The following is a 14,246-nucleotide window of genomic DNA, read 5'->3' as shown; positions in this document are numbered from 1 at the left end:
CGGCGGGGCCTCCCGCGCCTCACATGCAGCTGCTGCTAGCCTGCACTTGCATATAGCTTGCAATAAGCAGTCGGAGGGCTCGGACGACATGGCGACTTACACACTTCCTGAACTTCCGTACGACTACGCGGCGCTGGAACCGGTGATCAATCCCCAGATCATCGAGCTGCACCACGACAAGCACCACGCGGCCTATGTGAAGGGCGCCAACGACACGCTGGAGCAGCTGGCGGAGGCGCGCGACAAGGACCAGTGGGGCGCGGTGAACGGCCTGGAGAAGAACCTCGCGTTCCATCTCTCCGGTCACATCCTGCACAGCATCTACTGGCACAACATGACCGGCGACGGCGGTGGCGAGCCTCTGGACAAGGACGGCGTCGGCGAGCTCGCCGGTGCGATCGCCGAGTCGTTCGGCTCCTTCGTTAAGTTCAAGGCCCAGCTGACCAAGGCCGCAGCGACCACCCAGGGTTCGGGCTGGGGCGTCCTCGCGTACGAGCCGGTCAGCGGGCGGCTCATCGTCGAGCAGATCTACGACCACCAGGGCAACGTCGGCCAGGGTTCGGTGCCGGTCCTGGTCTTCGACGCCTGGGAGCACGCCTTCTACCTGCAGTACAAGAACCAGAAGGTGGACTTCATCGAGGCGATGTGGAAGGTCGTCAACTGGCAGGACGTGGCGAAGCGTTACGCCGCCGCCAAGGAGCGCGCCGACGTGCTGCTGCTCGCGCCGTGACGGGGCGGTGCTTCTGACGTCCTGCTCATGACGTCCTGCTCGTGATCGTCTTCTCAACCTTCACCTGCAGGCGGATGAAAACAGCCGGCCCCCGCGAGGACATGACTCGCGGGGGCCGGCTGCGGGCGTATCGGCGACCGCTTCCCACTCCGACGCCCAGCGCCACGCTCGGCAGGTATGCCGGATCGGAGAGGATCAGCGAAGAGCTCGTAAACAGCGGCACCACCGGGTCGACGGTGTCGCCGACCCCCAGAGATAGAGCCGTGCCGTGCGCCCCTCACCTGGCGGCCGACCGAAGACGGCACCGTCGATGCCTGCGGAGCCGGACGGATCATGGCGAGACAGGAAACACGGCTGTGGCACTCCTAATCCCGGCAGCTCGTCTCACGCGCAAGCCGCGTCATGGGTACCGTGCTGGAGACGAACTCTGTACGGACGGACCGGCGATCGCGCCGGATCGTCCGGCGGCCGGGAGGTGTCCTGATGCTGGAGGAAGCCGAGGAGATCGGCAAGCGCGTTCGCAGGGCGAGGCTGCGGCTGGGGATGCCGCAGGCCGATCTGGCGACGGCCCTGGGGAAGTCGCAGGGCTGGGTGTCGAAGATGGAACGTGGCCTGATCGAGCTGGACAGGGTCGGGCTGCTCAACCAATTGGCCGCAGAGTTGCACGTCCATCCGAACGACCTGATCGGGCGCCCGTACAGCAGCTCCCCCGACGACAACCAGTGGCAGGTTGCCGCCTCGTCGATCCTGCGCGAGCTGCGCCGCTATGACCTCGTTCCCGTCTTCGACGGGGCTCCGCGGCCCGCATCACAGCTGTGGCGTGAGGTGACCCGGCTGCACCGCCTGCGGGACACCGCTTCCAACGTGGCGATTCTCCGGGTTCTCCCGGACCTGTTCCGCGAGGCGCGCGCCCTGGCGGAGGAGTCGGAGGGGCACGAGCGGGAGGAGGCGTATGCCATCTACGCCGTGTGCTGCAAGTTCGCACACACCGCCGCCCACTCTCTCGGGCATCCCGAACTGGTCGCCATGGCGTGCGAGCGGGTCGCTTGGTCGGCCAGGCTTTCGGGGGACCCCGTGTTGCCCGCCGTCGCCGACTGGATGCGGGTCTGGGACATGTGGGCGACGGCTGACTGGACCGACGCCCTGACGCTCTCGGACAAGGCGATCACGTCAGTGGAGCAGGAGTACGACCGTGGCGAACCGCTGGCCGTACGAGCCTGGGGCACGCTGCAGCTGCGAGCTGCGGTTTCCGCCGCCCGAGCCGGCCGCGCCTCGGAGGCCGAAGACCGTATCGGTCACGCGAAGGCTGCTGCCGAACGCATGGACGCGTACGTCGGAGCGCCGGTGTACGACCGGCATTCGCTGACCTTCTCTGCCGGGAACGTGCAGATCCACGCCATCAGCGTGGCTCTGGAGATGGGCAAGCAGGGCAAGGCCCTTGAGATAAACCGTCGTACCAGCCCAGACCTGATCGGGTCGCTGCCCAACTCCCGCCAGGGGCATCACCACATGGATGTCGCGCGCGCCTGGCTGTGGGACGGGAACCGCATAAGGGCCCTGGCCGAGCTGGAGACAGCCGAGCGGATCGCACCCCAGCTCGTGCGGAACCACCCGATCGCCCGCTCGACGCTGCGCAGCATCGTCTATGCGGAACGAGCGGTGACGCGGGAGAAGTTGCGGCGCATGTCCGACCGCTTCCACCTGGACGGATAGGCATCGTATTCCTCCGGCTCATATTCGAGGGTCGTCGTGTCCCTAACTTCAGAGCATGACGCGACAACCCTCTCCCCATCTCCCGTCACAGGGAGTCGAGTTAGGTACGGCATCCCCCTTCGTTCCACGGCTCGGCGACCTCGCCACCGACAGCGCCCGCGAGGGTCGTGTCGGTGTCGTGGTCGCCCTCCCCGGCGAGGGCTCTGCCACGACTTACCACCTGCGCCCGCCCGGAGGCGGAACCCAGTGGTCCGCGCCCGCCGACGGGACGACGCTCAGGCCGGTGCCGGCGAAAGCCACGCACGCCACGCTGCTGGCCGGCGGGGACGCGGTCTACGACCGGAGAGCCCGGCAGGGGTCGGTCCCCGTCGAGTTCCACTTCGACGACAGCTCGACCTTCGACGGCGCACTCATCCTCACCACGGCGGAGCTAGAGCGGCTGTACGCGCAGACCAGCCGCCTCTTGGAGGCGCACGAGCGCGCTCTCGGAAGCACCCCGTGACCAGGGCTCGACACCGTCACGCCCGAAGCGCCGCTTCCATCACCCCACGACCCGAGGGGCGGGGGCCGGCTCGCGCTCGTGTTCCTGGCCGTCGCGGGCTGGTCGGTCCGGCCTGGGCACTGCAGAAGCAGACCACTCCGCTTCTCGTCGGCGCCATCCACCGGCCTTCTGCCGTCGCAGTGGACACGAGCCGGCACTCCGACCGCTGAGGCCGCTCCGGCTCCAGAGAGATCCGCCTGCGGCTCGGCCGCACCCCGTCAGCCATCTGGAACATCCACGCGTGATTCTTCAGGGAGGAATCGTGGACATCCCGTACATCGTCATCGACCAGCTCGTACCCGAGCAGCAGCGAGTCTGGAACACGTACTTCGGTGACGCCGACCGCCCCCGCTACATCGAAGAGGGCATCTGGCGTCGCACTCAGGAGAAGGACACCGCCGGCCAGTCCGGCTGGGCGACCTCCGACGACGCCCGGCGGCGGATCATTCACTACCGCTACCGGTACGGCCTGGTACCCACCACAGCGGCACCAGCCATCGGCTTGACCGACCTGTACCTCTACCACTCCACGTCCGCCCCGAGCGACGAGATCGACGCGCACCATGACGCGCTCATGGACTCGCTCGCCGCCGGCGGATGGAGAGAAGCACCTGGCGGCTTCTTATGGACCCGCCGGGACCTGAAGTGCCGCATCACCGAACACGATGTCCACCCCCAGGACGCGGCTGTCGGCCGCACGCTGCCCCCTGACTACCAGAGTCTGGACGTGCAGATCGCATCAGTGGCCTATGCCCCTCCGCCTGCGGTCCGACAACTCCCGTGGAACGTGCTGTCCACCGGCATCCGGCGCAAAGACCGCCCAGGCACGCCGACGCGCATCCCGGACCTGTCCGTGCTGGCAGACCTGCGACCGTTCCAGGTGGAGATCGGCTGCGGTACGTCGGTGGAGGCGGGCATCCCGCCCCTGCACCGGCTCCACGAGATCTACCGGGTCACAGACCGCCAGGGGCACGAACCACGTGAACACCGCTTCACGCTCTCGCCGACGGCCGACACGCTCCTCCACGAGGTACTGACCGAGCCGGAGGAGAAGGCGGCGGAGTTCGTCGAGATGTTCCGCGCCTGCTTCCTTGCCGAGCCCACCCCGGCGATGCGGGCACTCAAGGAGCTGAAGGACGCCGGCCACCTCGTCGGGCCCGTCATCACCAACAACTTCGATGTTCTGGCCGCTCGTGCCGGGCTCGACGAGTGCTTCATGCGCCGGTACGACCAGGCGGTGCCCGATGTCGAATGGGTGGACGGCGCCAAGGCCCTCCTCGTCGTCGGTCTGCATGCCGACCGACGCAAGGTGCAGGCTCGCGCCCGCGAGCGAGGCATGCAGGTCGTCTACCTCGACCCGGAGGGCTTCTGGCACGACGGCGAGTTCATGTCGTACCCGCTGGAAGGGCCCCAGGACGGTGATCTGGTGTGCCGGGCCACCGCCGCCGATGCGTTGCCGGCACTCGTCAACGCCCTGAAGCCACAGCACGGTTGAGCCACCTGCACGAAGAGGGCAGCGCTGGGTGCGAGCGCTAGCGTGGCGCACCCGGCCGGCCCGGACTCACCGGGCGGGCGAGTACAGGGATAGGAGAGTCGACCATGCGCGTATCCGTCATCGGCTGCGGTCACCTGGGTATCCCCCACGCCGCTGCCATGGCCGAGATCGGCCACGAGGTCATCGGCGTGGACCTGGACCAGGCGAAGATCGACCGTCTCAACGCCGGTGGGTGCCCCATCTACGAGGAGGGCCTGCCGGAACTCCTCGCCACCCACACCGCGTCCGGGAGGCTCCGGTTCACCACGAGCCTCGCCGAGGCGGCCGAGTTCGCCGATGTCCACTTTCTCGCCGTGGGCACGCCTATCGACGCGGATGGACGGAGCTACGACACCGGGCAGGTCTTCGGCGCCGCCCGCGCACTGGCCCCGCACCTGACCCGCCCGACGCTGATCATCGGCAAGTCGACGGTCACCGTTGGGACTTCCCGCGATCTCGGCGCACTTCTCGCCCGGCTCTCCCCGGCTGGTGAGGACGTGGAGGTCGTCTGGAACCCGGAGTTCCTCCGCGAGGGCCACGCCATCGACGACACGCTGCGACCCGACCGGATCGTGGTCGGCGTCCCATCGGCCCGCGCGGAGGACGTCGTACGCGAGGTGTATGCGCCGCTCCTGGCCGACGGCATCCCGCTGTTCGTCACCGACCCGGCTACCGCTGAGCTGATCAAGGGCGCGGCGAACGCGTACCTCGGCTTGAAGATCTCCTTCATCAACGGCGTCGCCGACATGTGCGCCGCGGCGGGGGCCGACGTCCAGCAGCTGACCGAGGCCATCGGCGTCGACCCTCGCATCGGCCGCGGCGGCCTGAACGCCGGACCCGGCTACGGCGGCGGCTGCCTCCCCAAGGACGTCCGCGCATTCACCGCTTCCGCCCGCACCTTGGGCGCCACCGAGGCCGCGACCATGCTGCGCGCAGCGGAAGAGGTCAACGAATCACGCCCCACCGCCGCGCTGAAGCTCATCGAGCAGACCCTCGGCCGCCCGGTTGACGGCGTACGCGTCACCGTCTGGGGCGCGTCCTTCAAGGCCGGCACCAACGACGTACGCGAATCCCCGGCCCTGGCGATCGCCGCGCTGATGCACCAGCGCGGCGCGACGGTCACGGTCCACGACCCGCACGCCGTGCCCAGTGCGCTGCGCCGTAACCCCGAACTCGACTACGCCGCCACCCTGGACTCCTCCGTCCAGGGCGCCGAACTGATCGTCCTGGCCACCGAGTGGCCCCACTTCCGCGAGGCCGATCCCAAGGCCCTCGCCCCACTGGTCGCGGCCCCGGTCCTCGTCGACCTCCGCAACCTCATCGACGCCGACGCCTGGCGAATGGCCGGATGGACCGTACGCCAGCTCGGACGACCCGCACAGGAATAACCGAACCCATCGATCGGAGGTCCGACGTGGACACCCTGTGGGACAACATCGAAAAGCTCTCCGCCGTCTGCCGTGCGGCAGGTGCCCATCTCCCCGACGAGGAACTCAAAGCCCTCCAGGTCGGCAAGGTCGCCGAGGAAGCCGGCGAGGCCATGCACGCCCTCCACGGTCTGAAGGACCTCACCACCTGCGACGACGACCACACCTGGTCCGAGGTCCAGAACGACCTGGTCGGCTCCGTCATCGCCGCCCTCCTGGCCATGCACTACATCGACCCCACGGGCGCCCGCGCCACCTTCGACGAGATCCTCCACCGCCGGACGCGAAGGGGCCGCGAAGCCGCTACGGCGGCCTGACGGCCTCCGAACATACCGTCGGCCGCGCCCACCAGGCGCGGCCGACAGCGACGCTCAGGTGCGAGTATCGGCAGCCACCCGCTGCCAGGGCGGAAGGCCCTTTCCCACAGCACCAGGGCACCCGGCTCCAGCTCTCCGCAGAGGAAAGCGCAAGCTCACGGCTTCAAACAGCCTCTGCGGCAGCACTCGTCCATCTTGGATAGGAGGAACACCGTTCGTGGGTGTCGGCCGAACCGTGGAGAGCAGCTCCCATCTCGGACGGGCTCTCGCTGCTTGAGGAAGGGGACATCGCTCATGACTCACCTTATCTGCCGGGCATGTCAGGCGCGCAACCATTGGTGGAAGCTTGATCGTCCAGCAGGCGCAGCACTCCCCGGCGGGGTGGTACGACTGTCGAGGGCGCTCAGTGAACTCCCCCCCCCATACGTCGAAAACAGCGCTAACGGCACCCGTTCCGCTCTGGCCATCCGAGGGCGCCCATCAGCGGCCCGGTAAGACCGATACTGAACATCGTCGAGCAGCGAAACCCATCGAACCAGCCTGGAAGCTGCTATCTGACACCGACAGCAAGACCAAGGCAAGAGGATCGGCACGGCACCGACGGCCCTTGGAGGTGCAGCCCAGCCGACATGTCAGGGACCCTTCCATGGCCCCCTCTGGCCTGCCCGCCCACCCGGAGCACGCACTTCGGCAGGTTCCGTCGCACTGCGGGCCCTCGTACCCCATCCGTGCCCAGCAGAGCGGACAACAGCGGCCAGATACGGCTCTCAGAGGCAGAGGCCCATCCACCTGCCCGACGCAAAACCCCAGTTCAGGCCGCCTCTGGCAGCCCAAGCACCGGTGATTCCCAAGCTCAGAGCGCGAGTTCAATTCTCGTCACCCGCTCTTCGAGGGAGGCTCCGGTCAGATCTTCTGCGGTGCTGACTCCTCCAAGGGCGCGGACGCAGCGTGAGCGAACGCGTCGAAACCGTCGTCCTGGACTCGGAGGGTCTCTCCGCCTGGATCGCCCAGAACCGTAAGCTCCTCGCGATACTGCAGGTCTTCCACGACATGGGAGCCGACCTGGTGATCGGGGCGAACACCATCGTGGAAGTCACCCACTCCCGCACCCACATGCCTCACCTGGGCTGGGCCCTGTCCCGTATCAAGGTGGAACCGGTCACCGAACAAGCGGCGAAAGCGGCAGCGGAAATCCTCAAAGCCGCCGGACTGCACGGGCACAAGTACGCCATCGACGCCACGGTCGCCGAGGTCGCCCTGCGCCAGCCGAAACCGGTAGCCCTCCTGACCTCCGACACCGACGACATGACCAAGCTCTGCGGCAGCCAGGTCCGCCTCATCCCTCTCTGACCCACCAGCCCGCCCGGACGGACGGAGCACGCACCTCGCAGGGCTCGTTGCACTGCCGGCCCTCGTGCCCCGTCCGTGCCCAGCAGCGCGGACAACAGCGGCCAGATGCGGCTCCCAGAGAACGGGACCGTCCATCTGCCCAATGCGCAATCGCAGTTCGGACTCCTTTTGACAACCCAAGAACCGCTGATTCCGGGCTTCAGCGCCTCAGTCGAAGATCGGCCCCTGCGTCCGGGTCCGCTTGATCTCGTAGAAGCCGGGGATCGAGGCGACCATCAGCGTGCCGTCCCAGAGCTTCGCCGCCTCCTCGCCCTTGGGCGCCGGGGTGACGACCGGGCCGAAGAAGGCGATCTGCTCACCGTCGGAACCCGGGACCGCGATGACCGGAGTGCCGACCTCCTGGCCGACCTTGTCGATGCCCTCGTGGTGCGAGGCGCGCAGCTCGGCCTCGTAGTCGTACGGGCTCTGGTCCGCGTAGTCGAGCAGCTCGGCGGGCAGGCCCACCTCGTCCAGCGCGGCCGCGATCGCCTCACGGGTCGGCCCCTGGCCCTCGTTGTGGAAACGGGTGCCGAGCGCGGTGTACAGCTTGCCGACGACCTCGTCGCCGTGCTTCTGCTGGGCGGCGACGACGACCCGCACCGGCCCCCACGCCCTGGAGAGCGTCTCGCGGTAGCCCTCGGGCAGCTCGTCGAGCCGGTCCTCGTTGAGGACGGCCAGGCTCATCACGTGCCAGCGGACCTCGACGTCCCGGACCTTCTCCACTTCGAGCATCCAGCGGGATGTCATCCACGCCCACGGGCACAGCGGATCGAACCAGAAGTCGACGGGGGTCTTCTCGGACATGTCTCTCCTCGGGAGGCGCACTTCTCGACTGCGGCAACTCCTCCGCGACAACGCCCCCGGCGGCCCCCGCCATTCCCGGCTGCCGCCCCCGAGCGGCGCGTGGGAGGATTCGGACAACGGATCGTAACCACAAAGGAGTGCCCGTGCCCGGTGAGAACCTGTCCCGCGACGAAGCCAGGAGGCGGGCCGAGCTGCTCTCCGTCGACGGGTACGCGGTCGCCCTCGATCTGCGTTCGGCGGTCGGGGACGGCCCGGACGGCGAGCCGCGTACGTTCCGCTCGGTGACGACCGTGCGGTTCCGCTCGGCCGAGGCCGGTGTCTCCACCTTCGCCGATCTGATCGCCCCGTCGGTGACCTCGGTGCGGCTGAACGGGCGGGAGCTGGACCCGGCCACCGTCTTCGACGGATCGCGGATCGCACTCGACGGGCTCGCCGCCGAGAACGTCCTGGTCGTGGACGCGCAGTGCGCGTACAGCAGGACCGGCGAGGGCATGCACCGCTTCGTCGACCCGGAGGACGGCGAGGTCTATCTGTACACGCAGTACGAGCCCGCCGACTCTCGCCGGGTCTTCGCCAACTTCGAACAGCCCGACCTGAAGGCGCCCTACACCTTCGAGGTCACCGCACCCGACGGCTGGACGGTGTGGAGCAACGGCGTCGGCGAGCGGACCGGCGAGGTGTGGAGCTTCGCCGAGACCAAGCCGATCTCCACGTACATCACCGCGGTCGTCGCGGGCCCGTACCACCATGTGACGGATGTGTACCGCAGGACCCTGGAGGACGGCACCGAGCTGGAGATCCCGCTCGGCGCCCTCTGCCGCAAGGGCCTCGCCAGGCACTTCGACGCCGACGACATCTTCCTGGTCACCAAGCAGGGCCTCGACTTCTTCCACGACCACTTCGACTTCCCCTACCCCTTCGGCAAGTACGACCAGGCGTTCGTTCCCGAGTACAACCTCGGCGCGATGGAGAACCCGGGTCTGGTGACGTTCCGCGAGGAGTACGTCTACCGGGGCAAGGTGACCCGCGCCGCGTACGAGCGCCGGGCGAACGTCATCCTGCACGAGATGGCCCACATGTGGTTCGGCGATCTCGTCACCATGGTCTGGTGGGACGACCTGTGGCTGAAGGAGTCCTTCGCGGACTTCATGGGCTCCTTCTCGATGGTGAACGCCACCCGCTTCACCGACGGCTGGATCACCTTCGCCAACAACCGCAAGGCGTGGGCGTACCGGGCCGACCAGCTGCCGTCCACCCACCCGGTCACGGCCGACATCCGTGACCTGGAGGACGCCAAGCTCAACTTCGACGGGATCACCTACGCCAAGGGCGCTTCGGTGCTCAAGCAGCTGGTCGCCTACGTCGGGCAGGACGCCTTCCTGGAGGGCGCCCGCCGCTACTTCAAGCGGAACGCGTACGGCAACACCCGGCTCGGCGATCTGCTGTCGGTGCTGGAGGAGACCAGCGGCCGGGACATGGTGTCCTGGTCGCGCTCCTGGCTCCAGACGGCCGGGGTCAATTCGCTGACGCCCACCGTCGTCCACGACGCCGAGGGCCGCATCACGGAGCTGACCGTCCTGCAGGACGCGGCCGACGCGTACCCCGAGCTGCGCCCGCACCGGGTCGCCGTCGGTCTCTACCGGGTCCAGGACGGGGTGCTGGCGCGGTACGCGCGCGCCGAGGCCGATGTATCGGGCCCGCGTACGGTCGTCGCCGAGCTGGCCGGGGCGGAGCGGCCCGATCTGGTGCTGGTCAACGACGACGACCTCACGTACTGCAAGATCCGCTTCGACGAGGACTCGCTCGACACGCTCCGCGCGCACCTCGGCGACATCACCGATCCGCTCGCGCGGGCGCTCTGCTGGTCGGCGCTGTGGAATCTCACCCGGGACGCGCTGATGCCGGCCAGGGACTTCATCGCCCTGGTCCTGCGGTTCGCGGGCCGCGAGTCGGACATCGGTGTGCTCCAGATGCTGCACGCCTGGACGCGGAGCGCGCTGCTGCACTACGCGGCTCCCGACTGGCGCGAGGAAGGCGGGCGGCTGCTCGCCGATGGTGCGCTGCGCGAGCTGCGGCAGGCCGAGCCGGGCAGCGAGGCCCAGCTGACCTGGGCGCGGTTCTTCGCGGCCACCGCGACGACGGACACCGACTTCCAGCTGATCGAGGGGCTGCTGGACGGCTCGGCGAAGGTCGACGGGCTCGACGTGGACCAGGAGCTGCGCTGGGAGCTGCTGGCCCCGCTCGCCTCGCACGGCGTCGCCGACGAGCAGGGCATCGCGGCGGAGCTGGCCCGCGACGACACGGCGTCCGGCAAGCGGCACGAGGTGCGCGCGCTGGCGTCGCGCCCGTCGGCGGCGGTCAAGGCCGAGGCGTGGGCGGCGCTCGTGGAGTCCGACACGCTCTCCAACGCGCTGGTGGAGGCGACGATCGGCGGTTTCGGACAGGCGTCGCAGCGTGAGCTGACCGCACCGTACGCACCGAAGTACTTCGAGGTCATCGAGCGCATCTGGGCCGAGCGTTCGATCCAGATCGGGATGCTCGTCGTACGGGGGCTCTTCCCCGGGCTGCAGGACAACCGGTCGACGCTGGACGCGACGGACGCCTGGCTTGAGGAGCACCGGGACGCGGCGCCCGCGCTGCGCCGGCTCGTCCTGGAGGCCAGGGACGACCTGGCGCGTGCGCTGCGCGCCCAGGACTGCGACGCCGGCGCGGGCCGGGCTGCCGGCTGAGACCCGGGGCGGCAGCCGGAGCGAACGCCGGACCGCGGCCGGGGACTCAGCCTTGTGGCCCGGCCGGGGACTCTGCCGGGCCACAGCCGGGTTCTCAGCCGGGTCGCGGTCCGATAAACCGTCGGCTGCTCCATCGGCGGGCCGTCCGCCTGGGCCATCCGGGCGACGGCCCGCTCGGCCGTTGAAGGCGCTTACTTTAGGACGGTGTTGTCCGGTTTTGCCGACAGTTGTGTAACAGGGGTTAGCGGGCGGCAGGAGCGTGGGCATCTCCGGTGCATGAACCGCGATACCTCCCTCTGCGGGGAGACCTCGTCCCCGCACTCCCCCCGTTCCCTCTCCCACTCCGCCGGTGTGCACAGCCGGGTGCTCTCGGCACCGCAGCTGCGCGCGCACGGAGTGACGGCGGCCCGCGCGGCCGCCCAGTGCCGGCCCGGAGGCCCCTGGCAGCAGCTGCTGCCCGGGGTCTTCGTACTGCACCCGGGCCCGCCGACCGGTGAGGAACGGCTGCACGCCGCGCTGCTGTACGCCGGGCGGCCACCGGCGGAACGGTCATCAGGCAAGGTGCCGTCCCAGCCGCGCCAGGGCCTGGCACACGGCGGCGTTGCGGCCGGTGCGGCACAGAGCAGTTCGGCACAGAGCGGTTCAGCACAGGGCGGTTCAGCACACGGCGGCCCTGCGGCCTGGCCCGTTCCGTACGGCAACACCATGGTCACCGGTCTCGCGGCGCTCGCGCTGCACCGCTTCTCGGCCGCTCCCCCGCTGATCTCGATCGACCGGATCGATGTCCTGGTGCCGCGCACCCGCAGGCTCCGCTCCACCGGCTGCGCCCGGATCATCCGCGCGCACACCCTGCCGGCCGCCCAGCCGGTCGCGGGGGTGCCGGTGGCGCCCGTGGAGCGGGCACTGGCCGACGCGGTCGCCGAGCTGCCGGACGCGGACACCGTGCACCGGCTGCTCACCGAAGCCGTGCGCGGCGGGCACTGCGAACCGGCCGCCCTGGTCAGGGAGCTGACGCTGGCCCGGCTGCTCTCGCGTGACCAGGTGGCGGACGCGGTCGACTCGCTCCTCGCCGAGGGGCGTTCCCTCGCCGAGGGCCGCCTCTACGGCCTGGTGCGCGACCACCGGCTGCCCGACCCGCTGTGGAATGTGGAGCTGCGGCTGCCGGGCGGTCCCTCGCTGGGCGGTGTGGACGTCTACTGGCCCGACGAGGCGGTGGCGGTGGCGCTGGACACCCGGGCGGCGCCCCACGGGCGCACCGGTCAGGGGGCAGGTGGTGCGGCCGGTCATGCGGCCTGCGCCGATGAGGACGTGCTCGATTCGCCGTACGCCCGTAAGCGCGACCATCTGGAGCGGCTCGGCATCACCGTCGTGCATCTGACGCCGGCCAAGCTGCGCGACGCACCGGGACAGCAGGCGACGGTGGTGCGTACCGCCCTGATGGCCGCCGAGGACCGCGCGCCCGCGGCCCGTGTGGTGATCCTGCCCCGCTGAGCCGGAGGCCGGCGGCGGCGAGGGGGTGCAGCCGGGGGCGGATCAGCGCTTCTTGAGGACCAGTTCGGTGTTCCGGTCGGCGGCCGCACCCGAGAGGTCCGTACGGGAGCCGGGGGCGTTGAAGGACAGTTCCCGGTAGAGCGCGGCGAGTCCGGTCTGCGAGAGGTCGGTGAAGTCGGTGCGGTGCGGGGCCGCCGACTCGACCAGGGTGGTGAAGAGCGAGAGGGTGCCGTCCTTGTTGTCGGTCAGCTCGAAGACCCGGGCGAGCTGCGGGAAGTCGATGTGCGACGCGGTGGTGACCTCCCAGAAGGAGCCGTGCGGCTGGATCTTGTTGCGGTGGCTGTGGCCGTTGATCCAGGCGACCGCGTTGCGGTGCCTGCCCAGCAGCGCGACGATCTCGTCGCCGGAGTGGTTCCGCTCGCCGGGGCGGGCCGGGTCGGGGTGGGTGTTGGTGATGGTCCAGCTGTTGTGGTGGCTGAAGACCAGGGCGTGTTCGCCCGCGTGGGCGGTGAGCGTGCGGTCCAGCCAGTTCAGCTGTGCGGTGCCGACCGTGCCGGTGAAGTGGCCGCCCCTGCCGGTGGTGTCGAGGCTGATCCCGATGACGCCGGGCGCGATCCGGAACGTGTAGTAGAGGGTGTCGTTGTCGAGGTTGGCCCGGGTGTAGCCGTGCCCCACCGGGCCGGCGCCGGCGTGCGCGGGGTCGAGATGGGCGGTGAGGTACTCGCGCGGGGTGAAGGGGGCGCGGGCCGGGTCAGGGGTGATGGGGCGCAGGTCCTTGCCGTGCCTGCGGACCAGGGCGGCGAAGTGGCTGCCGTCGAAGTCCCCGTTCTTCTGGTCCGTGGCCAGCTGGGCGCGTGCCTCGGCGGCCGGGATCTCGTACAGCTTCCGTCCGCCGGCCGCGAAGTCGGCCAGGAAGTGGCCGCGGGCCGCCATGGATCCGCTGCTGAGCGAGTCGTGGTTGCCAACGGTCGAGTACCAGGGCATGCGCAGGCCGGGGCTGTTCACTGAGCGTACGGCCGCCGCGAGGAACCCCTCGATGTGCGGGAAGCCGCGCTGCTTGTCGGTGTCGCGCAGGGCCGAGTCCGGGTGCCAGAAGTGCTTGATGCCGGAGTCCTGGACCCCTTCGTAGCGGCGCGGGTCACCGGTGTTGGGGGTGATGCGCCCGCCGCTCATCACCGTGAGGAACCAGCCGAGTTCGGCGTGGGAGTTGTTGTCGGTGTTGTCCCCCGTGGTCATCACGAAGGAGAGCGGCGCCCCGGTGGCGGGCCCGGTGCGCAGCGCGTTGACGCGTTCGACCAGGGAGACGGCGCCGGGCACCGTCAGCGCTTCGTGGGGGCGCCAGGCGGCGGTGTCGGCGGGGCGCAGGAACTCGCCGCGCACCGGGTGCTGGACGTCGGTGAGGTGCAGGTCGGTGAGTTGCACGAAGGCGGCGATGGTGGTGCGCCGGGCGGCGCGGCCGGAGCGGGCGGTGGCGAGCCGGTCCCGTACGACACGGTCCCAGCCGGGGCCGTCGCCCAGCCGCCGGTAGCCGCTGCCCGGGTGGCCGGTACGGGGGGCCGCAGCGGTGAGCA

Annotated in this window: 11 protein-coding genes; 9 read left to right on the top strand and 2 right to left on the bottom strand. The window is 69.7% G+C overall.

Annotation, left to right across the window (positions count from 1 at the left end; all coding sequences use genetic code 11):
- Positions 1–88: 88 nt before the first annotated feature.
- The 7 genes from G3I19_RS07895 to G3I19_RS07865 all read left to right on the top strand — a co-directional run bounded on the left by G3I19_RS07895 (position 89) and on the right by G3I19_RS07865 (position 7,612).
- On the top strand, positions 89–730 hold the full coding sequence (locus G3I19_RS07895) for a superoxide dismutase (RefSeq protein WP_164261131.1): 642 nt from the start codon (positions 89–91) through the stop codon (positions 728–730).
- Positions 731–1,213: 483 nt separating this feature from the next.
- The gene (locus G3I19_RS07890) at positions 1,214–2,443 is read left to right on the top strand and encodes a helix-turn-helix transcriptional regulator (protein WP_164261128.1); all 1,230 of its coding nucleotides are present in this window, start codon (positions 1,214–1,216) and stop codon (positions 2,441–2,443) included.
- Positions 2,444–2,498: 55 nt separating this feature from the next.
- On the top strand, positions 2,499–2,945 hold the full coding sequence (locus G3I19_RS37325) for a hypothetical protein (protein WP_239074061.1): 447 nt from the start codon (positions 2,499–2,501) through the stop codon (positions 2,943–2,945).
- A 301-nt stretch (positions 2,946–3,246) separates the two neighbouring features.
- The gene (locus G3I19_RS07880; RefSeq protein WP_164261223.1) at positions 3,247–4,479 is read left to right on the top strand and encodes a hypothetical protein; all 1,233 of its coding nucleotides are present in this window, start codon (positions 3,247–3,249) and stop codon (positions 4,477–4,479) included.
- A gap of 104 nt (positions 4,480–4,583) precedes the next feature.
- Positions 4,584–5,906: a UDP-glucose/GDP-mannose dehydrogenase family protein gene (locus tag G3I19_RS07875; protein WP_164261127.1), complete on the top strand. Its 1,323-nt coding sequence runs from the start codon at positions 4,584–4,586 to the stop codon at positions 5,904–5,906.
- 26 nt (positions 5,907–5,932) lie between these two features.
- Positions 5,933–6,262 carry a MazG-like family protein gene (locus G3I19_RS07870; protein ID WP_164261124.1) on the top strand — a complete coding sequence of 110 codons (330 nt, stop codon included), beginning with the start codon at positions 5,933–5,935 and terminating at the stop codon, positions 6,260–6,262.
- Between the two features lie 948 nt (positions 6,263–7,210).
- Positions 7,211–7,612, top strand: a complete 402-nt coding sequence (locus tag G3I19_RS07865) for a DNA-binding protein (protein WP_164261121.1) — start codon at positions 7,211–7,213, stop codon at positions 7,610–7,612.
- Positions 7,613–7,819: 207 nt separating this feature from the next.
- Here the strand turns inward: G3I19_RS07865 and G3I19_RS07860 are convergent, their stop codons facing one another.
- A complete protein-coding gene (locus G3I19_RS07860; protein ID WP_164261119.1) occupies positions 7,820–8,455 on the bottom strand; it encodes a DsbA family protein in 636 nt (211 codons plus the stop codon).
- A gap of 143 nt (positions 8,456–8,598) precedes the next feature.
- Between G3I19_RS07860 and pepN the strand changes: the two genes are divergently transcribed.
- Together pepN and G3I19_RS07850 are read left to right on the top strand one after the other, a co-directional pair.
- Positions 8,599–11,184, top strand: a complete 2,586-nt coding sequence (pepN, locus tag G3I19_RS07855; RefSeq protein WP_164261116.1) for an aminopeptidase N — start codon at positions 8,599–8,601, stop codon at positions 11,182–11,184.
- Between the two features lie 276 nt (positions 11,185–11,460).
- Positions 11,461–12,675 (top strand): hypothetical protein, encoded by a 1,215-nt coding sequence (locus G3I19_RS07850; protein WP_164261113.1) that lies wholly within the window; start codon positions 11,461–11,463, stop codon positions 12,673–12,675.
- Between the two features lie 42 nt (positions 12,676–12,717).
- On the opposite strand, the gene G3I19_RS07845 is transcribed toward G3I19_RS07850, so the two are convergent.
- A partial coding sequence (locus G3I19_RS07845; RefSeq protein ID WP_164261110.1) for a TIGR03767 family metallophosphoesterase occupies positions 12,718–14,246 on the bottom strand: 1,529 nt, incomplete at its 5' end.

Origin of the sequence: Streptomyces sp. SID10853 (assembly GCF_010548145.1) — a bacterium.
Classification (GTDB): Bacteria; Actinomycetota; Actinomycetes; order Streptomycetales; family Streptomycetaceae; genus Streptomyces.
This window is presented reverse-complemented; position numbering and strand designations above follow the sequence as displayed.